This is a genomic window from Terrabacter sp. AAH1 (genome assembly GCF_054456855.1).
In genome coordinates this window covers 153117-175237 of sequence record NZ_JBTJJV010000006.1, presented here as the reverse complement: position 1 = coordinate 175237, position 22121 = coordinate 153117, and the positions used below count along the sequence as shown (strand labels likewise).

The window sequence follows — 22121 nt, the reverse complement described above, 5'->3', positions numbered from 1 at the left end:
CGTTCCCCCGCCGACGAACGTCGGGGGCAAACTACGCGAAACCGGTCCGGGTAGCACGACCGTTGTGGTGCAATCCCTTCCATGACGACTCAAGCGGGGCGCTTGGGAGGTGGGGCGCTTCGCTCGCTCGCCTCCCTGCTCGACGACACGGACTCGGCGCTGCGGCGCGGGGCTTCGGCCGGTGTGTCCGTGTGGTCCTCCGGCTTCCCGGCCCTCGACGAGACCCTGACGGGGGGATTCCGTGCGGGTGAGCTGGTGCTCCTCGGCGGACCGCAGGGCAACGGCAAGACCACCATCGGCATGCAGTTCGTGCGCAACGCGGTCGCCGCCGGTCGCACGGCGCTCTTCTTCTCCTACGAGCACGAGGCGCACACGCTCTTCGAGCGACTCGTGTCGATGGAGGCCGCCGAGCGCATCCCCGGTGAGGTCGCGACGGTGCACGAGGTGCGCCGCGCGCTCGAGTCCGACTCGGGCGGCCTCACCCTCGAGGACGTCCTGACCCCGCTCCCCGGAGCCCTCCCGGCACTCTTCGCCCTCGCGGACTTCGGCGAGCGGCTGCACATCCACGAGTCGAACGGCTCGACGACGCTCGCGGAGATCCGACGGATCGTGGACGAGGTCGCGCAGCAGACCGGCGAGGCGCCCCTGGTCCTCGTCGACTACCTCCAGAAGGTGCCGATGCGTGACGCACCGGACGGCGACGTCGTGACCGCCGCCGCGGAGGGCCTGAAGGAGCTCGCGCTGCAGGCCGGCGTGCCGGTGGTCGCGGTGGCGGCCGCCGACAAGGCCAGCCTGGGGGCCGGCCGTCGCATGCGGATCCACGACCTGCGCGGCTCGTCGGCGCTCGCCTACGAGTCGGACATCGTGCTCATCCTCAGCGAGAAGGTCGACATCGTCGCGCGCGACCACCTCATCTACGACCTCGGCAACGCCCAGCGCTTCAGCGACTGGTGCGTGGTCACGGTCGAGAAGAACCGCCACGGTCGGGCCGGCGTCGAGCTCGAGTTCCACAAGGACTTCACGCACGGCCGGTTCCACACCGACGGCCAGGAGGTCAAGGAACGCCTCATCGACGAGCGGGTCTTCGTCAACTGACGCGCACCTCCGAGGACGGATGCCGTCCGGCGGCGTCCGCGGCCCGGGCCGTCGCGCGGGGGCGGCGTGACGGCATACGTGGTCGGGCTCTGCCCTAGCGCGCGATGACGGTGACGTTGAGGTCGGGGCGTTCCTCGTCGACCTGCTCGAGGACCGCGACGACCGTCTCGTAGGTGGCGCGCTCGGAGGTGCGCAGCCCCTGGGTTCGGTCCCACACGAGCTCGATGGGAACTCCGCGCGGACCTTCGAGGTCTCGCAGCGCGTCGAGGAGGGCGTCCCAGTTGTGGCCGAACCAGTCGGGCAGGTCCAGTGCCGTGGCGAACGCCTCGAGGACGCTGTCCTTGTCGTGGCCGCCGGACACGACCCGCACGTCGTGGCCGAGCCAGCGCAGCTGGTCGAGGTGGTCGTCCGGCTCGCTGTGGCGGCCGAGAAAGGTCGTCACGTCGTCTCCTTCACCCGGTGGAACGACGCGTAGTGGTCGTCGGTCCAGTAGATCTCACCGTCGCCGCCTGTGATGAGGCGTCGAGGACCGCGGTCGTCGGATCCCGGCGTCACGACGGTGAACTCGCGGTAGTAGCCCCGAGTCCTGTTGGGCAGCAAGCGTTCCCGGTTGGCGAACGTCTTGTCGTCGTTGCGTGGGTAGGGGAACGGGCCACCAGCGCGGATCAGCGCGAGGGTGTCCCGCGCCTCTCGCGGCAGGGCCGACTCCTCGACCCACGGCAGACCGGACACGGGGTCGGTGCCTGTCGGAGCAGTGGTCGTCGTCCGAGTGTCGCGGGTTCCGGGCGACGCGGGCGCGCCCGAGGAGGTGCGTCCCTGCGCGTCGGACGGTCCCTGGGCCACCCTGACGACGAGCCACGCCAGCACGACGAGGGCGACGACCAGGACGCCGAGGAGCACGTGGCGCGACGCGACCGACTTCACGTCGTCATCATGCCGGACGACCTCCACCGGTGACCGTGCCGAGGTCGGCGAATGCCGCGAATCGACTGACGCCGGGCGCCCGCCGGGGGAGACTGCCGGGCGTGGGCATCCTCCGTGGCCTTCTCGGTGGGCGGGCCGGACGTCGTGACGACCCGGCCCCGGTCTCCGCTGCCGCTGAGGTCGGCCACCGCGTCTTCGTCGAGCAGCCCGTCGCGACGGTCTGGCAGCACCTCGTCGCACCCCCGGCGTCGACGGAGCTGGGCGTCGACTGCGTACGCGTGCTGTCCCTCCCCGGACGCGTGGCGGGCGACCTGCCCGAGTTCGTCGGCGTGTGGCGTCGGCGCAACGGACGGCTCTGGGCGGGACTCAGCACCGTGGTCGAGCTCGAAGAGGGTCGGCGCGTCGTGACGCGATCCGCTGACGGCACCAGCGCCCGCACGCTCACGACGACGCTCGAACCGCTCGACGAGGGCTGCGTCGTGGCGCAGCAGCTGTGCGGCCCCCTACCGGGTGACGCGGCCTCGTTCGCCCGGGCCTGGCTCGTCCGCGCACTCCTCGGGCTCAAGGCCGACCTCGACGGCCGCGACCGGGACGCGCTCGTCGACGCCGAGTCCGACGAGCTGGTGGAACGCGTGGCGCGGTGCGGAGTGCTGGGGCCCGGGGTCGTCGCACCGGCTCCCGGGTCTGTCGCGCCGGCCGTCGGGGCCACCGCGCCTCCCGGGTTCACGCCCGTCAGCGAGACGGCGACCATCGACCTGACGGTGCCGCCGGAGAGGCTCTGGGAGGTGTTGGGGGAGCCGTCCTCGGAACTGCTGGTCAAGCCCGACACCGAGCACCTCGTCCGGGTGGGACTCGCGGACGAACCCGCACGCGAGCACGTCGTCGCGGTGCACCGTCACGCCGGCGGACGCCGTGGAGCCACCGTGTCGCTCGTGGTCGAAGCCGTGCAGCCGTCACGAGTCGTCGAGCGGGAGCTCACCGCCTCGCACGAGAGCGACGTCGTGACGACCATCGAGGCGCTCGGCGAGGGGAGCCGGCTCACCGAGACCTTCACGGGCTGGCTGCCATCGGGTCCGGGCCGCGTCGTCGACTCCTCGGCTGTCGCCGCGTTCATGCAGACCCGGCTCGACGTCATCAAGAACCTCGCCGAGGGCGGTGCCCGTCCGCAGCGCGACGCGCGGACCGGATTCCTCCCACCGGGGCAGACCGAGGGTCCGACGGCGGTGGCGACGCACGCCGCCTCGGTGCCATCGAGCGTCGTGCTCCCGCCTCCGCACGTCCCAGACCCGGGAGAGGCCTACGACTACGGCCCGCGCTTCTTCCTCGGCGACTCGGTGTTCTACCTCGGCGAGGGCGTCGGCTGACCCTCGGGCGTCGGCGATCGGGTCTAACGTCGGACCATGCTCGAGACCAGCGAGGAGACGGCCGCGCTCCAGTCCCTGCTCGACGCGTCGATCGCGCGAGCCACCGGGCACCTGCGGGCGATCATCACCGACGAGCGCACGCTGACGGCCGAGCAGCTCGTGGCGCTGCTGACCGGCATGAAGGTGCTGTCGGTCGCGACGGTCACCGCAGCCGGTGAGCCTCGTATCAGCGCCCTCGACGGCCACTTCCTCCACGGCACCTGGACCTTCAGCACGTCGGGCGCGTCGGCCAAGGCCCGCCACCTGGCGGCGCGGCCGGCGGTCAGCGTGGCCCACGTCGACGGTGAGGACCTCGCCCTCTTCACCCACGGCTACGCCGACCTCATGCAGCCGGGTCCCGAGCGCGACGAGGTCGAGGCGCACTGGACCGCGCACTACGGCAGCAGCCCCTGGTCGTGGGGAGACGACATCCGCATGTACCGCCTGCGGATGACGTGGGCGGTCGCCTACGCGTTCGAGCGCGACGAGCTGCTGCGGGCGCGGGGAGTGACTGCCTGACTCGAGTCTGCGGAACAATGCCCGGGTGACTGACACCCCGGCCGACATCTCGGCACCGGCACGCCGCCGCATCGTCCTGCTCGGCTCGACCGGCTCGATCGGCACCCAGGCCATCGACCTCGTCGAGCGCAACCCCGACCGGTTCGAGGTCGTGGGCCTCTCGGCCGGGAGCAACCTCGAGCTCGTCGCCCGGCAGGCCGTGGCGCTGCGCGTGCCGGTCGTGGCGGTGGCGAGTGCAACGGAGGACGACGTGGCGCGCGCGATCGCCCGCGCTGCCGACGAGGCGGGCGTGACGGCATACGCCCCCGAGGTGCTCGTCGGCCCCGACGCCAGCACGACCCTCGCCGCCCGCGACGCCGACGTCGTCGTCAACGGCATCACCGGAGCCATCGGCCTCGAGCCGACGCTGGCCGCGCTGCGGGCCGGCACGACGCTGGCGCTGGCGAACAAGGAGTCGCTCATCATCGGCGGCCCGCTCGTCAAGGCGGTCGCAGCGCCCGGTCAGATCGTGCCCGTCGACTCGGAGCACTCCGCGATCGCCCAGTGCCTGCGGGGCGGCCGCGCCGAGGAGGTGCGGCGCCTCGTGGTCACCGCGAGCGGCGGTCCGTTCCGCGGACGCAGCCGGGCCGAGCTCGCCGACGTGACGCCCGAGCAGGCCCTGGCCCACCCGAACTTCGCCATGGGCCGCGTCATCACGACGAACTCGGCGACCTTGGTCAACAAGGGCCTCGAGGTCATCGAGGCGCACCTGCTCTTCGACATCCCGTTCGAGCGCATCGACGTCGTCGTGCACCCGCAGCAGATGATCCACTCGATGGTCGAGTTCGTCGACGGCTCGACGATCGCCCAGGCCGGGCCGCCGCGGATGCTCGTGCCGATCGCGCTCGGGATGAGCTGGCCCGAGCGCATCGCCGACGCCGACGTGCCGTGCGACTGGACGAAGGCGCAGAGCTGGGAGTTCGAGCCGCTTGACGACGACGCCTTCCCGGCCGTCGCCCTGGCCCGCCGCGTCGGCGAGGCGGGCGGCACGTGGCCGGCCGTCTACAACGCGGCCAACGAGGTCGCGGTCGACGCCTTCCACGACGGGCGCATCGGCTTCGTCGACATCGTCGACACCGTCGCGCACGTCGTCGACGCGTATGCCGTCGAGCCGGCTTCTCGCGCGGCCGACCTCACGCTCGACGACGTCCTCGCCGCCGACGCGTGGGCCAGGAGCGCCGCCGAGCGCGCCATCGCCTCCTCCTGACCCCGGTTCGAGGTGATCCCGCGTCAGATGTGACGCGGGATCACCTCGAACGGACGAGGGTTGTCCACAGGTCCGACAGCGAGCCCAGCGCGGTCGGCCTGGTGCCCGGCACAGTCGGGGTGTGCAGAGAGCGACGCGCACTGGCGCAACAGCTGGCGGAGCCGCAAGGGGGTGTGGTGTCGCGCTCCCAGCTGGCCGAGGTGGGAATCACCCGCCACGACATCCGCAGCGAGGTCCGTGCCGAGCGCTGGCTGGTCCTCGGCTCGCAGACCGTCGGCACCTCGCGCGAGCCTCTCGACCGACTGCCCGAGCTCGCCCGGTGCTGGGCGGCGGTGTGGGAGACGGGCGTCGACATCGCGGCTGTGGACGGTGTGACGTCGCTGCGGCAGGCAGGTCTCGCCGGCTACGACGAGCACTCGGTGCACCTGTCGGTCGTCCACCGCCACGACATCGCACCGCTGCAGGGAGCGCGCATCCACAAGGTGATCCGTCGCGTTCCGGGTGAGCAGGTCCTGTCCGGGCTGCCGCGCACTCGTCCCGAGGTCGCGGCGATCCGAGCCGCCCACTGGGCCACGAGCGACCGCCAGGCTGCCCTGATCCTCCTCATGACCGTGCAGCAGAGGCTCACCACACCCCGGCGACTTGCCGAGGCGCAGAAGGTCGTCCGCGGACGCACCCGGCGAGCCTTCATCCGTGCGGTTGTCCGCGACATCGCCTTCGGCGTCCAGAGTCTCGGTGAGCTCGACTTCGCGCGCCTCTGCAGGGTCGAGGTCTGCCGGAGCCGGACCGCCAGCTGGTTCGACGTGGACCGCGCGGACGCATCTACCTCGATGTCGGCTGGGACGACCACGACCTGACCGTGGAGATCGACGGCGCACAACACCGCTGGGGGCTGGCCGTGACGACCGACAACCTGCGGCAGAACGCCGTCGTGCTCGGTGGCGACCGTGTGCTGCGGATCGACGTGATCGGGTTGCGACTCGAGACGGACCTCTTCATGGGCCAGGTATCAGTCGGCTTGGGCGGGGAGGCGGCCGCCTGACCGCTGGTTCGAGGTGATCCCGCGTCACCTCTGACGCGGGATCACCTCGAACGGAATTTCAGGAAGTCGATGTGACAATGGTCGTGTGCTGTTTCTCGTAGGGGTCCTGGTCGTCGTCGTCGGCGTGGCGCTGAGCATCGCGCTGCACGAGATCGGCCACCTCGTGCCCGCCAAGAAGTTCGGGGTCAAGGTCACCCAGTACATGGTCGGCTTCGGCCCCACCGTCTGGTCGCGCAGGCGCGGCGAGACCGAGTACGGCATCAAGGCGATCCCGCTCGGCGGCTACGTCCGCATGGTCGGCATGCTCCCGCCTCGCCCCGGCGACAAGCCCGGCGAGCTGCGCACCCTCTCGACCGGCCGGTTCAGCCAGATGGTCGACCAGGCCCGCGCCGACTCCATGGAGGAGGTCCAGCCCGGCGACGAGGACCGCGTCTTCTACAAGCTGAACCCGGCCAAGAAGATCGTCATCATGCTCGGCGGCCCGATGATGAACCTCGTCATCGCCGCGGTGCTGCTGACCGGCGTCATCACCCTCTACGGCCTGCCGCAGGTCGCCCCCAAGGTCGGCCTGCTGTCGGCCTGCGTGCCCACCGCCGCGCCGACGCTGCAGGTGCCCCAGCCCAAGTGCCGGCCGGGCGACCCGGTCGCCCCGGCCAAGGCCGCGGGGCTCCGGGAGGACGACCGCATCGTCTCCGTCGACGGCAGGGCGGTGACGACCTGGGACCAGGTCTCCGGCGCCATCCGCGACAGCAAGGGTCGCAGCATGACGTGGGTCGTCCAGCGCGGCGACCAGAAGCTGCCGGTCACGATCACGCCCGCCGTGCTCGAGCGCGCCACCTACGACGACCAGGGCAACGCCGTCGCCAGGGACGGCAAGCTCGTCCTCGCCTCCATGGGCTTCGCGGGCATCACCCCGGGCCAGGAGCTGGTCAAGACGCCGATCGCCCAGGCGCCGAAGTTCGTCTGGGACCGCACCGTCGACACCGCCTCGATCATCGTGCGCATCCCCGAGAAGATGGCCGGCGTCGTCCAGGCGGCGTTCGGCTCCGACGAGCGCGACCCGAACGGCCCCATCTCCGTCGTGGGCGTCGGTCGCATCGGCGGCGAGGTGGCGGCTCTCGACATCCCGGCCGACGAGGGCGGCAACTGGCTCAAGATCGCCCAGCTCATCCTGCTCATCGCCTCGCTCAACCTCGCCCTCTTCGTCTTCAACCTCGTGCCGCTGCTGCCGCTCGACGGCGGCCACGTGGCCGGCGCGCTGTGGGAGGCCGTCAAGAAGGGCTGGGCGCGCCTGCGCAACCGGCCCGACCCGGGCTTCGTCGACGTCGCCAAGGGCCTACCGGTCGCGTACGGCATGAGTCTCGTGCTCATCACGATGTCGGTGCTGCTCATCTACGCCGACATCGTCAAGCCCATCAAGCTCTTCGGCTGAGCCCGCCCGCGACCCGCCCGCGACCGGGTCCCGTCCTCGCGCGGGACATAATGGCGGCATGAGCGTCTCCCTCGGTATGCCGTCCGCACCCCCGCCGGTCCTCGCCCCGCGTCGGCAGACCCGCCAGATCCAGGTCGGCAAGGTCGGGGTCGGCAGCGACTTCCCGGTGTCGGTGCAGTCGATGACGACGACGCCGACGACCGACATCAACGCGACGCTCCAGCAGATCGCCGAGCTCACGGCCGCCGGCTGCGACATCGTGCGCGTGGCCTGCCCGAGCCAGGACGACGCCGAGGCCCTGCCCGCGATCGCCAGGAAGAGCCAGATCCCGGTCATCGCCGACATCCACTTCCAGCCGAAGTACGTCTACGCGGCCATCGACGCCGGGTGCGCCGCGGTGCGCGTCAACCCGGGCAACATCCGCCAGTTCGACGACCAGGTCAAGGAGATCGCGCGCGCGGCGAAGGACGCCGGGGTCTCGATCCGCATCGGCGTCAACGCCGGCTCCCTCGACAGGCGGATCATGGAGAAGTACGGCAAGGCGACGCCCGAGGCGCTCGTCGAGTCGGCCGTCTGGGAGGCGAGCCTCTTCGAGGAGCACGACTTCCACGACTTCAAGATCTCGGTCAAGCACAACGACCCCGTCGTCATGGTGCGGGCCTACGAGCTGCTTGCCGAGCGCGGCGACTGGCCCCTGCACCTCGGTGTCACCGAGGCCGGGCCCGCCTTCCAGGGCACCATCAAGTCGGCCACCGCCTTCGGGGCGCTGCTCTCACGCGGCATCGGCGACACCATCCGTGTCTCGCTGAGCGCGCCGCCCGTCGAAGAGGTCAAGGTCGGCATCCAGATCCTCCAGAGCCTCAACCTGCGCCCGCGCAAGCTCGAGATCGTCTCCTGCCCGTCGTGCGGACGGGCGCAGGTCGACGTCTACAAGCTCGCCGACGAGGTCACCGCCGGCCTCGAGGGCATGACCGTGCCTCTGCGCGTGGCCGTCATGGGCTGCGTCGTCAACGGCCCGGGTGAGGCCCGCGAGGCCGACCTCGGTGTCGCGTCGGGCAACGGCAAGGGCCAGATCTTCGTCAAGGGCGAGGTCATCAAGACGGTCCCCGAGTCGCAGATCGTCGAGACGCTCATCGAGGAGGCCATGCGCATCGCCGAGGAGATCGGCGAGCCGGTCGACGAGGAGTCGGCCGGCGCTCCCAGCGTCACCGTCGGCTGAGTGCGACCGCCGGACACCATCCGGTATGCCGTCGTGCGCGAGCTCGCGGACCGCATCCTCGCGCTGCGGCCGGGGAAGCGGGTGGCGGTGGCGGTCGACGGGTTCGACGGCGCCGGCAAGACCGTGCTCGCCGACCAGCTCGCCGAGGTGGTCGCGGCTCACCGCGACGTGCTGCGGGTGTCGATCGACGGCTTCCACCGTCCCGAGGTCGAGCGCAAGCGCCGGGGACGCGGCGCCGACACGTTCTACGAGGACTCCTACGACTACCGGTCGTTCCGGCGTGCCGTCGTCGAGCCGTTCCGGCGCGGCCTGCCGGTGACACCGGCCGTCCACGACGTGGAGCAGGACCGGGCCGTACACCCCGCCCCGATCGACGTCGGTCCCGCGACGGTCCTGCTCGTCGACGGCATCTTCCTCCAGCGCCCCGAGCTCGACGGCGTGTGGGACGCCGCGGTCTGGGTCGACGTGCCGTTCGAGGTGTCGGTGCCCCGTGGCAACGCGCGGTTCGGGGCCGGGAACGACCCGGACCCCGAGGCGGCGTCGAACGCCCGCTACGTGGGTGGCCAGCGCCTCTACCTGGCCGAGGCCGATCCGCGAGCGCGTGCCACCTGGGTCTTCGACAACACCGACCTCGATCGCCCGGTCCTGAGCCGCTGACCTGACGGAGCGTTCTCTCGATCGGGAGGTGGGGCCGTCGAGGACGGACCGTGACGGGTTCGTGAGGTGGCGGCGGGGCGTGCCGGGGTGACACCCGGGCCGCGGGCAGGCACTCTTGGGTGGTGCTGCGCCAACGCCTCCCCGTGCGACCGCTGTCGGTGGCCGACAAGGACTCCGCGCTTGCCGTGTGCGCCCGCGACCGGGTGGCCAACGTCTTCGTCGCCGCGCGCATCGCCGAGGGATCCCTGAGGACCTCGCCAGGCTCGCTCCTCGGCCACTGGGACGACGGCCGGCTGCGGGGGCTCGTCTGGGTCAGCGCCAACGTCGTGCCGGTCGAGCTCGACGACGAGGGTGTTGCGGCGGTGGCCACCCGCATCATGAAGATGCGGCGCCAGTGCGCCTCGATCTTCGGTCCCAGCGCGCAGGTCGTCGGCCTCTGGGACCGCCTGGGACCGACGTGGGGTCCCGTGCGTGCCGTGCGCACCCACCAGCCCCTGATGACGACCCGCGAGCGCCCGTCCACCCTCGGGCTGACGCTCGACCCCGACGTGCGACCGGCCCGCATCGACGAGGTCGACATCGTGCTGCCCGCCGCCGCGCACATGTTCACCGAGGAGATCGGCTACCCGCCGTACTTCGGCTCCGACCGCGGCTACCGGGCGAGCGTGGCCGCCCTCGTCCGTGCCGGCCACACCTTCGTCAAGGTGGAGGACGGCGAGGTCGTCTTCAAGGCCGACGTCGGGTCGCTCGCCCTCGGCTGTGCGCAGGTGCAGGGTGTGTGGCTGCACCCACGGCTGCGGGGGCAGGGACTCTCGGTCCCGGCCATGGCAAGTGTCGTGGAGCAGGTGCTCTCCGGGATGGCCGAGGAGGTGTCGCTCTACGTGAACGACTTCAACGTGGCGGCGCGGGCGGCCTACGCCCGCTGCGGTTTCCACGAGGCAGGCGCCTTCACGACCGTGCTGCTCTGACGCGCACAGGGCCGCCTAGGGTGAGGGGATGAAGACAGCGACGAACGCGCCCCTCGGCAAGGACGCCATCGCCCTGGCGGGTCTCTTCCTCACGTCCGGAGCCATGCACTTCGTGCGGCCCGAGCCGTTCGAGTCGATCGTGCCGAAGCGGCTGCCGTCCCGACGGGCCCTCGTGTACGCCTCCGGTGCCGCCGAGATCGTCTGTGCGGTAGGGCTTCTCGTTCCTCGAACGCGTCGCGTCGCAGGACTGGCGTCCGCTGCACTGCTCGTCGCCGTGTTCCCGGCCAACGTCACGATGACTGGCCAGGCGAAGCGGCGGCTCGACCGCGACCCCACGGACACGGTGCGGCAGGGCTACCTCGCTGCCACCGTCGCGCGACTGCCGCTGCAGTGGCCGATGATCCGGGCGGCCCTGCGTGCCGGGGGAGTCATGCGGTGAAGGTGATGTCGAGGTTGTCGCCGACCCGGCGGTAGCCCATCGCCTGGTAGATGGCGTTGGACGTGGGGTTGGCGAGGTCGGTGAAGAGCATGCACGACTCGCCCGCGTCCTGCCGCGCCGCGCTGAGGGCCGCCACGACCCCGCTGGCGTAGCCGTGGCCGCGAAGCTCGGGAGGTGTCCAGACGCCCGAGATCCGGGTGATCCCGCCGTTGGCGGGGGAGGCGTACGCCATGGAGACCGGACGACCGCCGTGCACCCACAGGCCGACCCGTCCCGACGCGATGTGCCGGTCGAGCGGCGAGGCCAGCGCACCCGGCCCGTCGATCGCTTCGTAGAACTGCTGGTGCCACTCGTCCAACAGCGTGGTGTCGGCCTCCGTAGCGACCCGGAAGTCTCCCGGCACCTCGAAGGGCACCTGAGGACGCCCCGGCAGGTCGAACCGGCCGATCTCCATCGACACCGTCGCGGTCACGCCGGTCCTTCGGACCCACTCGTCGGAGAAGGCCTCGGTCGGCTCGCGCAGGCCACCGACGCCGGGGAGGCTGTCGTGGGCGTCGGCGAGCACCGCCGCGAGCGCGCGCGCCTGGGCCGGTGTCGCCAGCGCGATGTGGAGGTGGCGCGGCGGCGTGTGCATGAACGCGGCCAGGACCTCTCCTGCCTCGTCGGTGCCCACCCACCAGCGCGGTCCGACGCAGCGGCTGGGGTCGGCGACCAGCCCTTCGGTGACGCTCGCGACGACACTGAGCGCCTCCGGCTCTCGTGCGACCAGGGCCGCGAATGCCGTTCGTGCGAGGGTGGGCTCGGTGATCAACGAGTACGAGAACGACGCCGAGGACATGACGTCAGTGTCGCCCATCGCGAGCGTTCTGCCCTACGCACGCGACGGCATACGGCATGGGGCGCACACGACGAAGGCCCGCCCCCGGAGGGACGGGCCTTCGTGACGGGCGCCCGAGGGCGTCAGCTCACTTGGTGAGCGGCGCGAGCGTCGGGTCGTTGGCGTACGCCTCGGCCGCGTTCTCCTTGGTCACGATGACCGGCGGGAGCAGGTTGGCCGGGACGACCTTGACACCGTTGTTGTAGGACTTGGTGTCGTTGACCGTCGGCGTCTGGCCCTTCTGGAGGGCCGACACCATGGCGAGGGTCTCCTTGACCAGGTTGCGGGTGTCCTTGTTGATCGTGGAGTACTGGACCCCGGCCATGATCGACTTGACCGACTCGACCTCGGAGTCCTGACCGGTCACGATCGGGTTCGGCTTGCCGGCTGCCTTGACCGACGTGAGGATCGCGCGGGCCAGCGTGTCGTTCGGCGACAGAACGCCGTCAAGGGCGGCGCTCGTGTAGTTCGCCGCGAGGAGCGTGTCCATGCGCTTCTGGGCGTTCTCGGCCTTCCAGTCCTGGGTGACGGCCTGGTTGAAGGCGGTCTGCCCGGAGACGACCTTGAGCGTGCCGTCGTCGATCTTCGGCTTGAGCACCTTCATGGCGCCGTCGAAGAAGACCTGCGCGTTGGCGTCGTCGGGGGAGCCGGCGAACAGCTCGATGTTGTACGGGCCGTTCGGCTTCTTCTTGGCCATGCCGTCGAGCAGGGCCTGGCCCTGCAGCTCGCCGACCTTGAAGTTGTCGTAGGCGACGTAGTAGTCGACGGCGTTCGTGTTCTTCACGAGGCGGTCGTAGGCGATGACGATCGCGCCGGCGTCCTTGGCGGCCTTGAGCTGGGTGCCCAGCTGCGAGCCGTCGAGGGCGCCCACGACGATGACCTTGGCGCCCTTGGTCACCATGGCCGAGATCTGGTTCTGCTGCTCCGACACGCCACCGTTGGCGAACTGGACGTCGCCCTGGAAGCCGGCCGAGGACAGGCCGTCCTTGAACAGCTGCTCGGCGAGCACCCAGTTCTCGGAGGTCTTCTTCGGCAGGGCGACGCCGATCATCGCGTTGGCCGGGAAGCCTGCTGCCGCGGAGCCCCCGTTGGAAGCGCCCGGCGTCGCGCCGGTGTCGCTGTTCCGACCGCAACCGGTCAGAACAAGGGCAGCCACAGCCGTGACGCCCAGCACCTTGGTGAAGGTACGCATGTGCTCTCTTTCCTCTCATCGCGTCCGGGCGAACGCGGATCCTTCTCGGTCTCGGGCGGGCGCCCTGACCGGGTCTGAGGGTCAGCCGAACCCGGGCGGTTCAGCTGGACTGGCGGATGCTCTCGTTGATCGGAGCGGTCTCGGTCTCGGCCGACGGCGGGGGAGTGACGTCGTCGCCACCGCCGCGCCCGCGGGCGTTGCGCATGAGCAGGCCGATGAGCGAGGCGCGGCCCTGCGACTTGTTGTAGACGTCGAACGCGACGGCGACGAGCAGCACGAGGCCCTTGATCATCTGGGTCGCGTCGGCACCGATTCCCTTGAGCTGCAGGCCGTTGTTGAGCACGGCCATGACGAGGCCCCCGACGATCGAGCCGACGACGGTGCCGACGCCGCCGGTGACGGCGGCGCCACCGATGAAGACGGCCGCGATGGCGTCGAGCTCCCAGCCCACACCGTCGGCCGGGCCCGAGGCGGTGGAGCGGGCCACGAAGATCATGCCGGCGAGCGCCGCCAGGATCGACATGTTCATCATGACCAGGAAGTTGACCTTCTTGCTCTTGACGCCGGAGAGCTCGGCCGCGTGGCGGTTGCCACCGACGGCGTAGATGTGGCGGCCGATGACGGTGCGGTTGGAGATGAAGCCGTAGAGCAGCACGAGGACCGCCAGGATCATGCCCGCGACGGGGAACGAGGTGCCCGGTCGGCCGGAGCCGAAGAGCAGCGTCGCCGCGATGATCGCCGCGCAGATCAGGGCCAGCCGCACCCACATGACCCAGGCGTCCTCGACCTCGGCGCCGAGCTTGACGAGCGCGCGGCGGCTGCGGAGGGCGCCGTAGACGATGCCGGCTGCGAGCAGCAACCCGAGCAGCACGGTGAGGTTGTTGTAGCCGGTGTTGGGCCCGACCTCGGGCAGGTAGCCGCCACCGATGACCTGGAAGTCGTCGGAGACGGGCACGGAGTTCGACTTGCCGACGTACTGGTTCGCGCCGCGGAAGAGCAGCATGCCCGACAGCGTCACGATGAACGCCGGGATGCCGACGTACGCCGTCCAGAGGCCTTGCCACGCCCCGACCAGGGCGCCGAGCGCGAGCCCGAAGAGGATGCCGAGCCACCAGCTGAGCCCCCAGTCGCGCATCGCGATGGCGACCGAGATGCCGACGAACGCCGCGACGGAGCCGACGGAGAGGTCGATGTGGCCGGCGATGATGACGAGCACCATGCCGATCGCGAGGACGAGGATGTAGGAGTTCTGCTGGAAGATGTTGATGACGTTGTCGGGCGTCAGCGTGAGCCCTGCGGTCCAGATCTGGAAGAAGATGATCAGCGCCACGAGGGCGAAGATCATGCCGAGCTGACGGGTGTCGCCACCGAAGATCTTCTTGACCTTGTCCATTGGTGCTTCCTGGCTCTGTCGGGTGTGGATGGGGAGGGGAGTGGGCGCTGCGTGTCGACGGGGTGGGTGGCCCGTGGCGGCCGCTCAGGCGCTCTCGCGTGACCGGTCGCCGCCACCGGGCGTGCGGCGGGTCATGAGCCGCATCAGCGACTCCTGGTCGGCCTGCTCGCGGTCGAGCACGCCGGTGACGGCACCTTCACTGATGGTGTAGATGCGGTCGGACAGCCCGATCAGCTCGGGCAGCTCCGAGGAGACGAGGATGACGCCCTTCCCCTCGGACGCCATGCGCTGGATGATCCCGTAGATCTCGAACTTCGCGCCGACGTCGATGCCACGGGTCGGCTCGTCGAGGATGAGCAGGTCGGGCTCGGTGAAGAGCCACTTGGCCAGCACGACCTTCTGCTGGTTGCCGCCCGACAGTTTCGCGACGCCCTCGTCGACGTTGGGAGCCTTGGTGCGCAACGACTTCCGGTACGACTCGGCGTAGTTGTACTCCTGGCGGTCGTCGACGACGAAGCCCTTGGTGATGCGCGAGAGGCGGGCCGAGACGGTGGTGCGCTTGATGTCGTCGAGCAGGTTCAGGCCGAGCGACTTGCGGTCCTCGGTGACGTAGGCGAGGCCGGCGTCGATGGCGTCGGCCACGCTGCGCAGCCTGAGCTCCTTGCCGTCCTTGACGATGGAGCCCTCGACGTACGTGCCGTAGGAGCGGCCGAAGAGGCTGCGCATCAGCTCGGTGCGGCCGGCCCCCATGAGGCCGGCGAAGCCGACGATCTCGCCGCGGCGCACGAAGAAGTCGCTGTGCTTGGCCACGAGCCGGTCGGGGACGCTCGGGTGGCGGACGGTCCAGTTCTTCACCTCGAAGAAGACCTCGCCGATCTTCGGCGTGTGGTCGGGGAAGCGCGACTCGAGGTCGCGCCCGACCATGCCCCGGATGATCCGGTTCTCGTCGACGCCGTCCTCCTTGACGCGCAGCGTCTCGATGGACCTGCCGTCACGGATGATCGTGATGGAGTCGGCGATCTGCTCGATCTCGTTGAGCTTGTGGCTGATCATGATGCACGTGACGCCCTTGGCGCGCAGCCCCGCGATGAGGTCGAGCAGGTGCTGGGAGTCGCCCTCGTTGAGCGCGGCCGTGGGCTCGTCGAGGATGAGCAGCTTCACGTCCTTGGAGAGCGCCTTGGCGATCTCGACGAGCTGCTGCTTGCCGACACCGATCTCGCGGATCTTCGTGTCGGGCTCCTCCTGGAGGCCGACACGGGCGAGCAGCTCGCGCGCCTTGACGCGGGTGGAGAGCCAGTCGATGACGCCGCCGCTCGCCGTCTCGTTGCCGAGGAAGATGTTCTCGGCGATCGACATCTCGGGGATGAGCGCGAGCTCCTGGTGGATGATGACGATGCCCGCGTGCTCGCTGTCGCGGATGTTGTGGAACTCGACGAGCCGGCCTTCGAAGTGGATCTCACCGTCGTAGCTGCCGGCCGGGTAGACGCCGGACAGCACCTTCATCAGGGTCGACTTGCCGGCGCCGTTCTCGCCGCAGATGGCGTGGACCTCGCCGCGGCGGACCGCCATCGACACGTTGGAGAGGGCCTTGACCCCCGGAAACTCCTTGGTGATGTCTCGCATCTCGAGGATGACGTTGCCCGGCTGGCCGCTCGTGACGTCACTGCCCGCGTGGCCCGGAGCCGGGGTGGAGGGGTCGCTCATCTGGTCGTCAACACTCCTTTGTGGTGTCCACGGGTGCATGCACTCAATGCCGATTGTTGCTCACCGTTCGTGCTCACGTCGCCGAACCCGGCGGTGGCGTTGTCACAAGGACGTCACGATCCCGGACCTTCCTGACACCGCTGTGCCGGCAGGCTCACTGAACACGCGGCCGAGCCACCGGTCAAGCGGGTGACCTGTTCTTGTCCTGACCGGACAGGAACAGGACAGGACACGTGCCAAGAGCGGTCCTCGGAGCGGCCGATATCCTGCGCACGTTCCGCACCCACGCGCGCCCAGCGCAGCACCCGAGGAGTCCCGGTGGCCCTGCACATGTCGTCCCTGTTCCTGCGAACGCTTCGCGAGGACCCGGCGGACGCAGAGGTCCCGAGCCACAAGCTGCTCGTCCGCGCCGGCTACGTCCGCCGCGTGAGCCCCGGCGTCTACACCTGGCTGCCTCTCGGCCTGCGCGTGCTGCGCAACGTCGAGCGGATCGTGCGCGAGGAGATGGACGCGATCGGCGCCCAGGAGCTGCTCTTCCCGGCCCTGCTGCCCAAGGAGCCCTTCGAGGCGACCGGCCGCTGGACCGAGTACGGCGACAACATCTTCCGGCTCCAGGACCGCAAGGGGGCCGACCACCTGCTCGGCCCGACCCACGAGGAGATGTTCACCCAGACGGTCAAGGACCTCTACAGCTCCTACAAGGACCTGCCGCTGTCGATCTACCAGATCCAGACGAAGTACCGCGACGAGGCCCGTCCGCGCGCAGGCGTGCTGCGCGGTCGCGAGTTCGTCATGAAGGACTCGTACTCGTTCGACGTCGACGAGGCCGGCCTCGACAAGAGCTACCAGCTGCACCGTGACGCGTACGTCCGCATCTTCGACCGCCTCGGCTTCCACTACGTCATCGTCGAGGCGATGGCGGGCGCCATGGGTGGCAGCAAGAGCGAGGAGTTCCTCGCCACGGCCGAGGTCGGCGAGGACACGTACGTCCACTGCACGAGCTGCGGGTACGCCGCGAACGTCGAGGCCGTGCGCGTGCCCGCCCCCGACCCGGTCGGGTGGGACGGCGTGCCTGCCGCGCACGCCGAGGACACCCCGGACACCCCCACCATCGAGACGCTCGTGGCGCACCTCAACGAGCGCTTCCCGCGCGACGACCGCGCGTGGGAGGCCGGCGACACCCTCAAGAACGTCGTCGTCATGCTCGTGCACCCCGACGGCACGCGCGAGCCGCTCGCCATCGGCGTGCCCGGCGACCGCGAGGTCGACGAGAAGCGCCTCGGCGCCCAGGTCGAGCCGGCCGAGGTGGAGGCCTTCACCGAGGCCGACTTCGCCGCCAACCCCGCCCTCGTCAAGGGCTACATCGGCCCGGGGGCTCTCGGCTCCGATGGCAGCACCGGCATCCGCTACCTGCTCGACCCGCGCGTCGCCGACGGCACCCGGTGGGTCACCGGCGCCAACGTGCCCGGCCAGCACGTCCTCGACCTCGTCGCCGGCCGTGACTTCACCGCCGACGGCACCATCGAGGCGGCCGAGGTGCGACCCGGCGACGCCTGCCCCACCTGCGACCACACCCTCTCGGCCGCCCGGGGCATCGAGATGGGCCACGTCTTCCAGCTCGGCACGAAGTACGCGGAGGCCCTCGACCTCAAGGTGCTCGACCAGAACGGCAAGCTCGTCACCGTTGTGATGGGCTCCTACGGCGTCGGCGTCTCCCGCGCAGTCGCCTGCGTCGTGGAGGGCAACAACGACGAGGCGGGCATCATCTGGCCGCGCGAGCTCTCGCCCGTCGACGTGCACATCGTGGCCGCCGGCAAGGACGAGGCACTCTTCGTCAAGGCCGAGGAGATCGCGCGCGAGCTCGAGGTGCAGGGACTGTCGGTCCTCGTCGACGACCGCAAGGGCGTCAGCCCCGGTGTGAAGTTCAAGGACTCCGAGCTCATCGGCGTGCCGACGATCCTCGTCATCGGTCGCGGTCTCGCCGACGGCAAGGTCGAGATCAAGGACCGTCGCTCCGGCGAGCGCCGCGAGGTCGCGGTCGACGACGTCGTGGCGGCACTGACCGCCGAGGTGACGGCCGAGGTCGAGCGCTCGTGACGGCTGCCGCCCGTCCCGTCGAGGCGGTCGTCTTCGACTGGGGCGGCACCCTGACGCCCTGGCACGAGGTCGACCTGCCGCAGCAGTGGCGCGTCTTCGCGCGAACCGTCCACGGCCTACCGGTCGAGGACCCCGACATGCCGGCCGAGGACCTCGCGGAGGCCGACTCGCTGGCGATGCGCATCCTCGAGGCCGAGGACCGGGCGTGGCGGCGGGGGCGCGAGACCCACGAGAGCGCCTCGATCGCGGCGATCCTCGACGACGCAGGTGTCGACCCCGAGCACGACCGACACCACCTCGCCCTGGCCGCCTACCGCCGGTTCTGGGAGCCCCACACCCACACCGACGCCCAAGTGCGCCCGCTCTGGGAGTCGCTGCGGCGCAAGGGGATCCGCGTCGGTGTGCTCTCCAACACCATCTGGACGCGCGACTACCACCGCGAGGTCTTCGAGCGGGACGGGGTGCTCGACCTGCTCGACGCCGACGTCTACTCGTCCGAGATCCACGTCGTGAAGCCGCACCCCGACGCGTTCCGCGCGGTCTGTACGGCCCTCGACGTCGAGCCCGAGCGGACCGTCTACGTCGGCGACCGGCTCTTCGAGGACGTCCACGGGCCGCACCAGGTCGGGATGCGCGCCATCCTCGTCCCGCACTCCGACATCCCGGCCGGCCAGCGGATGCCGGTCGACGCGCGGCCCGACGCCGTGGCCGACGAGCTGCTCGACGTCGCCGGCATCGTCGCGTTCTGGAACCACCAGGCCGCGGGCGGCGTCGGGGCGTGAGCGACCCGACCCTCACGACCCTCGCCTTCCTCGGCGCCGCATCGTTCGTCGCGGGGTGGGTCGACGCCGTCGTCGGCGGCGGGGGTCTCGTCCAGCTGCCGGCCCTGCTCGTCGGTCTGCCCGGTGCGACCCCGGCGCAGCTGCTCGCGACGAACAAGTTCGGCTCGGTCTTCGGCACGACCACGAGCTCGGTCACCTTCTACCGCCGGGTGCGCCCGGACCTGCGTACGGCCCTGCCGATGGCCGCGGTCGCGTACGTCGGGTCCATCGGCGGCGCGCTCATCGGCCTGCACATCCCGAAGTCCGCCTTCAACCCGATCATCCTCGTGCTGCTCGTCGTGGTGGGCGCCTACACGCTCTTCAAGCCCGACCTCGGCAAGGAGTCCATCCGCCGGTTCCACGGTGCCCGGCACACGGTCCTGGCGATGGTCACCGGCTTCGTCATCGGCGCCTACGACGGTGCGCTGGGGCCGGGCACCGGCAGCTTCCTCGTCTTCGCCCTCGTCGGGCTGCTCGGCTACAACTTCCTCGAGGCGAGCGCCAAGGCGAAGATCGCGAACCTCGCGACGAATCTCGGCGCCCTGACCGTCTTCGCCCCGATGGGCCTGGTGCTGCTCAAGGTCGGCGTCGTGATCGCGGCCGCGAACCTCGTCGGGGGCTACGTCGGGGCCCGCACCGCCGTGGCGCGCGGCAGTGGCTTCGTGCGCGGCGTCTTCGTCGTCATCGTCAGCGCCTTCATCGTCAAGATCGGCGGCAGCCTCATCGGCTGGTGGGCCTGACCGGCTCCCGTCAGGACGGCCCGACGACGAGCCGGCGGTAGGTGGGGATGAGCACGCCGCGCGCCGGTTCGCGCTCGACGACCGTCCACGGCCCGGCATCGGCGAGCGCCCCGACCATCCGTCGCAGCTCCTCACGGGCCACGGGCGCGCCGAGGCACAGGTGGCGGCCCGCGCCGAACCACAGGTGCCGGTTCTCGGGCAGGTAAGGGCGGTCCAGGTCGAGGGCCCCCGGGGCGGTGTTGGCGACGTAGGTCAGGGCGAGCACGCGGTCACCCGCGCGCAGGCGCCGGCCGCCGACCGTCACGTCGTCGGTGACGTGCCGGCCGATGACCGGTGCCGGCGTCGTGACCCGCAGCCCCTCGCGTACGGCCGCCTCGACCAGGGCGTCTCGGTGGGGGCCCGAGGCGGCCGACAGGCGGGCCGCCTGACCCGTGTCGGCGAGCAGCGCGGCCGTCCGCGAGATGGCGCTCGCGGCCGTCTCGGTGCCCGCGACGAGCAGGAGCGAGGCCAGCCCGGTGGCCTCCTGCTCCGTCACTCCGAGGGTGCGGCACCGGCCCAGCAGCGTCGACTCGGGGGAGGAGCGGTAGGCCTCGGGCACGCCGGCCGTCAGCTCGAGCAGGATCGACCGGGCCTGTTCGACGGTGGAGTCGGAGAGCGTCGTGTCGGACTGGGTGCCGAGCGCGAGTGCCGCGAGCTCCTCGCCGCGGCCGAAGACGTGCCGATAGACGTCCCAGCCGTCGGCGCTCGGGTGCCCACCGGCGGTCGTGCCCGTTCCGGGGGCCAGGGCGGCGGGATCCAGGCCGAGCATGCGACGACGATGCGGCCCACGAGGACGCGAGCGAGGTCGGCGACGTCCACCGGCTGCCCGGCCCGCAGACGGGAGTGCAGGACGGCCACGACCGGCTGGGCGGCCGGCCCGACCAGCTCGCGAGCCGCGGCGTCGGTGAACAGGTCTCGCGCCCGGGTGCGCAGCGAGTGGTGGCCCCGACCGTCGAACAGCTCGTCCACCCAGTCACCGAGCACCTGCGACCAGAGGTGCCCCACACCGCCCTCGCCGAGCAGCGACGTGGAGCGGTGGTCGACGAGCAGGGCCCGGATGAGGGACGGGTCGCGCACGACCCAGCCGAGGCGCGGCACACGGACGATGGGCGGCGCGAGGCGGGCGCCGGAGACGAGCGGACCGAGCCGGGGGTTCGCCGCCCACACGACCCGACGCTCGTGACGGGCGGCCGTCCGGTGAGTACGTCCGCTCAGCCCGCGCGCCATGGCCTCACCGTAAACTGCCCGCACGGCTCAGCAGGAGCCGCGTCGCCGAGCCAGGGAGGGCCGCCGTCGCATGGCCAGTCGCATCGCCGGTGTGAGTGCTCGGGTGGCGTCCCACGCCATCACCGTGGACGAGGTCGAGGCCCGCGTCGTCGGCTCGAGCCAGGGCTTCGTGCCGCCCACCGGGGTGCTCGGGCGGCTCACGGGGGTCCGGCGCATCCACCACGCCGGTCCCGAGACGCAGGCGTCCGACCTCGCGGCTGCCTCGGCGCGCACGTCGCTCGACTCGCTCGGGCTCGACACCCACGACGTCGACCTGCTCGTCTTCGCCTCGGCGTCGCAGGACCTCGTCGAGCCGGCGACCTCGCACATCGTGGCTGACCTCCTCGGGCTGCGCTGCCCTGTGATGGACGTGAAGAACGCCTGCAACTCGTGGCTCAACGGAGTCCAGGTGGCCGAGGCCCTCGTCGAGATGGGCCAGTACTCGAGGGTGCTCGTCGTCACGGGTGAGATGCCGTCGCGCGCCGCGCGGTGGAGCGTGCGGGACTCCGCCCAGTTCGTCGAGTCCGTGCCCGGCTACACGATGAGCGACGCCGGAGCCGCCTGCGTCGTCGAGCGGGCCGCGGACGGCGCGCGCGGCCAGATCCTGCACCGCTGGTTCACCGCCGAGTCGCGGCACTGGGCGGTCGGCCAGCTGCCTGCGGGCGGCACCCGCCACCCCCGCGACGTCGACAAGGGCTACTTCGTCATGGACGGCGCGCGGCTGCGTCAGGCCTTCGACAGCGTCGACGTCGAGGAGATCCACCGGGCGCTCAAGGCCGACGGGCTGGGCGTCGAGGACTTCGTCGCCGTGGCGGTGCACCAGGTGGCGATGCCCTACCTCGACCACTTCGCGGCCCGGCTGGGCCTGCGCCGCGAGCTCGTCGTCGAGACCCTGCCCGACAACGGCAACTGCGCGTCGGCGACGCTCCCGCTGCAGTGGCAGCAGATCGAGCGCCTCGGGTTGGCCCGTCCCGGCGAACCCGTGCTGCTCGTCGGGCTCGCCGGAGGCATCAGCGTCGGCACGATGGCGGTGCGCTGGTGAGCGGCC

22 protein-coding genes are annotated in these 22121 nt (G+C 71.0%); 15 read left to right on the top strand and 7 right to left on the bottom strand.

Annotated elements, in window-relative coordinates; all coding sequences use genetic code 11:
• Positions 1–81: 81 nt before the first annotated feature.
• The gene (locus ACXR8F_RS12070; RefSeq protein WP_045191711.1) at positions 82–1095 is read left to right on the top strand and encodes a DnaB-like helicase C-terminal domain-containing protein; all 1014 of its coding nucleotides are present in this window, start codon (positions 82–84) and stop codon (positions 1093–1095) included.
• A gap of 94 nt (positions 1096–1189) precedes the next feature.
• Here the strand turns inward: ACXR8F_RS12070 and ACXR8F_RS12065 are convergent, their stop codons facing one another.
• Positions 1190–1537, bottom strand: a complete 348-nt coding sequence (locus ACXR8F_RS12065; protein ID WP_052677370.1) for a barstar family protein — start codon at positions 1535–1537, stop codon at positions 1190–1192.
• Positions 1534–2019 carry a guanyl-specific ribonuclease gene (locus ACXR8F_RS12060; RefSeq protein ID WP_045191780.1) on the bottom strand — a complete coding sequence of 162 codons (486 nt, stop codon included), beginning with the start codon at positions 2017–2019 and terminating at the stop codon, positions 1534–1536. Before ACXR8F_RS12060 ends, ACXR8F_RS12065 begins: the two co-directional genes overlap by 4 nt.
• Before the next feature lie 101 nt (positions 2020–2120).
• On the opposite strand from ACXR8F_RS12060, the gene ACXR8F_RS12055 reads away from it, so the two are divergent.
• The 10 genes from ACXR8F_RS12055 (at position 2121) to ACXR8F_RS12010 (ending at position 10944) form a co-directional block, all read left to right on the top strand.
• Positions 2121–3383, top strand: a complete 1263-nt coding sequence (locus ACXR8F_RS12055; protein WP_458800725.1) for an SRPBCC family protein — start codon at positions 2121–2123, stop codon at positions 3381–3383.
• A 36-nt stretch (positions 3384–3419) separates the two neighbouring features.
• Positions 3420–3941: a pyridoxamine 5'-phosphate oxidase family protein gene (locus ACXR8F_RS12050; protein WP_458800723.1), complete on the top strand. Its 522-nt coding sequence runs from the start codon at positions 3420–3422 to the stop codon at positions 3939–3941.
• A gap of 25 nt (positions 3942–3966) precedes the next feature.
• Positions 3967–5187: a 1-deoxy-D-xylulose-5-phosphate reductoisomerase gene (gene dxr, locus ACXR8F_RS12045; protein ID WP_458800722.1), complete on the top strand. Its 1221-nt coding sequence runs from the start codon at positions 3967–3969 to the stop codon at positions 5185–5187.
• A 176-nt stretch (positions 5188–5363) separates the two neighbouring features.
• Positions 5364–6044 (top strand): hypothetical protein, encoded by a 681-nt coding sequence (locus ACXR8F_RS12040; RefSeq protein WP_458800721.1) that lies wholly within the window; start codon positions 5364–5366, stop codon positions 6042–6044.
• Positions 6045–6046: 2 nt separating this feature from the next.
• Positions 6047–6229 carry a hypothetical protein gene (locus ACXR8F_RS12035; RefSeq protein ID WP_458800720.1) on the top strand — a complete coding sequence of 61 codons (183 nt, stop codon included), beginning with the start codon at positions 6047–6049 and terminating at the stop codon, positions 6227–6229.
• A gap of 85 nt (positions 6230–6314) precedes the next feature.
• Positions 6315–7661, top strand: coding sequence for a M50 family metallopeptidase (locus ACXR8F_RS12030; RefSeq protein WP_458800718.1), 1347 nt, complete (start codon positions 6315–6317; stop codon positions 7659–7661).
• 58 nt (positions 7662–7719) lie between these two features.
• Positions 7720–8880: a flavodoxin-dependent (E)-4-hydroxy-3-methylbut-2-enyl-diphosphate synthase gene (gene ispG / locus ACXR8F_RS12025; protein WP_458800716.1), complete on the top strand. Its 1161-nt coding sequence runs from the start codon at positions 7720–7722 to the stop codon at positions 8878–8880.
• Positions 8881–9537: a nucleoside/nucleotide kinase family protein gene (locus ACXR8F_RS12020; RefSeq protein ID WP_045191720.1), complete on the top strand. Its 657-nt coding sequence runs from the start codon at positions 8881–8883 to the stop codon at positions 9535–9537. It abuts the gene before it with no gap.
• A gap of 122 nt (positions 9538–9659) precedes the next feature.
• Positions 9660–10505, top strand: coding sequence for a GNAT family N-acetyltransferase (locus ACXR8F_RS12015; protein WP_458800713.1), 846 nt, complete (start codon positions 9660–9662; stop codon positions 10503–10505).
• 28 nt (positions 10506–10533) lie between these two features.
• Positions 10534–10944, top strand: coding sequence for a DoxX family protein (locus ACXR8F_RS12010; protein ID WP_045191721.1), 411 nt, complete (start codon positions 10534–10536; stop codon positions 10942–10944).
• Here the strand turns inward: ACXR8F_RS12010 and ACXR8F_RS12005 are convergent.
• The 4 genes from ACXR8F_RS12005 to mmsA all read right to left on the bottom strand — a co-directional run bounded on the left by ACXR8F_RS12005 (position 10934) and on the right by mmsA (position 16029).
• Positions 10934–11782, bottom strand: coding sequence for a GNAT family N-acetyltransferase (locus ACXR8F_RS12005; protein WP_458800711.1), 849 nt, complete (start codon positions 11780–11782; stop codon positions 10934–10936). The genes ACXR8F_RS12010 and ACXR8F_RS12005 overlap by 11 nt on opposite strands.
• A gap of 127 nt (positions 11783–11909) precedes the next feature.
• Positions 11910–13013, bottom strand: a complete 1104-nt coding sequence (locus tag ACXR8F_RS12000; protein WP_045191723.1) for a substrate-binding domain-containing protein — start codon at positions 13011–13013, stop codon at positions 11910–11912.
• Positions 13014–13113: 100 nt separating this feature from the next.
• Positions 13114–14406 carry a multiple monosaccharide ABC transporter permease gene (mmsB, locus tag ACXR8F_RS11995; RefSeq protein ID WP_045191724.1) on the bottom strand — a complete coding sequence of 431 codons (1293 nt, stop codon included), beginning with the start codon at positions 14404–14406 and terminating at the stop codon, positions 13114–13116.
• Positions 14407–14490: 84 nt separating this feature from the next.
• On the bottom strand, positions 14491–16029 hold the full coding sequence (gene mmsA / locus ACXR8F_RS11990) for a multiple monosaccharide ABC transporter ATP-binding protein (RefSeq protein WP_045191783.1): 1539 nt from the start codon (positions 16027–16029) through the stop codon (positions 14491–14493).
• 399 nt (positions 16030–16428) lie between these two features.
• Here mmsA and ACXR8F_RS11985 point away from each other — a divergent pair, with 399 nt between their 5' ends.
• From ACXR8F_RS11985 to ACXR8F_RS11975, 3 genes are read left to right on the top strand one after another with little or no spacing between them, the layout of a single operon-like run.
• Positions 16429–18207 carry a proline--tRNA ligase gene (locus ACXR8F_RS11985; protein WP_458800708.1) on the top strand — a complete coding sequence of 593 codons (1779 nt, stop codon included), beginning with the start codon at positions 16429–16431 and terminating at the stop codon, positions 18205–18207.
• The gene (locus tag ACXR8F_RS11980) at positions 18204–18989 is read left to right on the top strand and encodes an HAD family hydrolase (RefSeq protein ID WP_045191728.1); all 786 of its coding nucleotides are present in this window, start codon (positions 18204–18206) and stop codon (positions 18987–18989) included. Before ACXR8F_RS11985 ends, ACXR8F_RS11980 begins: the two co-directional genes overlap by 4 nt.
• Positions 18986–19768 carry a TSUP family transporter gene (locus ACXR8F_RS11975; protein ID WP_045191729.1) on the top strand — a complete coding sequence of 261 codons (783 nt, stop codon included), beginning with the start codon at positions 18986–18988 and terminating at the stop codon, positions 19766–19768. Before ACXR8F_RS11980 ends, ACXR8F_RS11975 begins: the two co-directional genes overlap by 4 nt.
• A gap of 10 nt (positions 19769–19778) precedes the next feature.
• Here ACXR8F_RS11975 and ACXR8F_RS11970 read toward each other — a convergent pair whose 3' ends face one another.
• Positions 19779–20576 carry a cytochrome P450 gene (locus tag ACXR8F_RS11970; RefSeq protein WP_458800705.1) on the bottom strand — a complete coding sequence of 266 codons (798 nt, stop codon included), beginning with the start codon at positions 20574–20576 and terminating at the stop codon, positions 19779–19781.
• A 528-nt stretch (positions 20577–21104) separates the two neighbouring features.
• On the opposite strand from ACXR8F_RS11970, the gene ACXR8F_RS11965 reads away from it, so the two are divergent.
• Positions 21105–22115, top strand: coding sequence for a 3-oxoacyl-ACP synthase III family protein (locus ACXR8F_RS11965; protein ID WP_458800703.1), 1011 nt, complete (start codon positions 21105–21107; stop codon positions 22113–22115).
• The last annotated feature ends 6 nt before the right edge of the window (positions 22116–22121 follow it).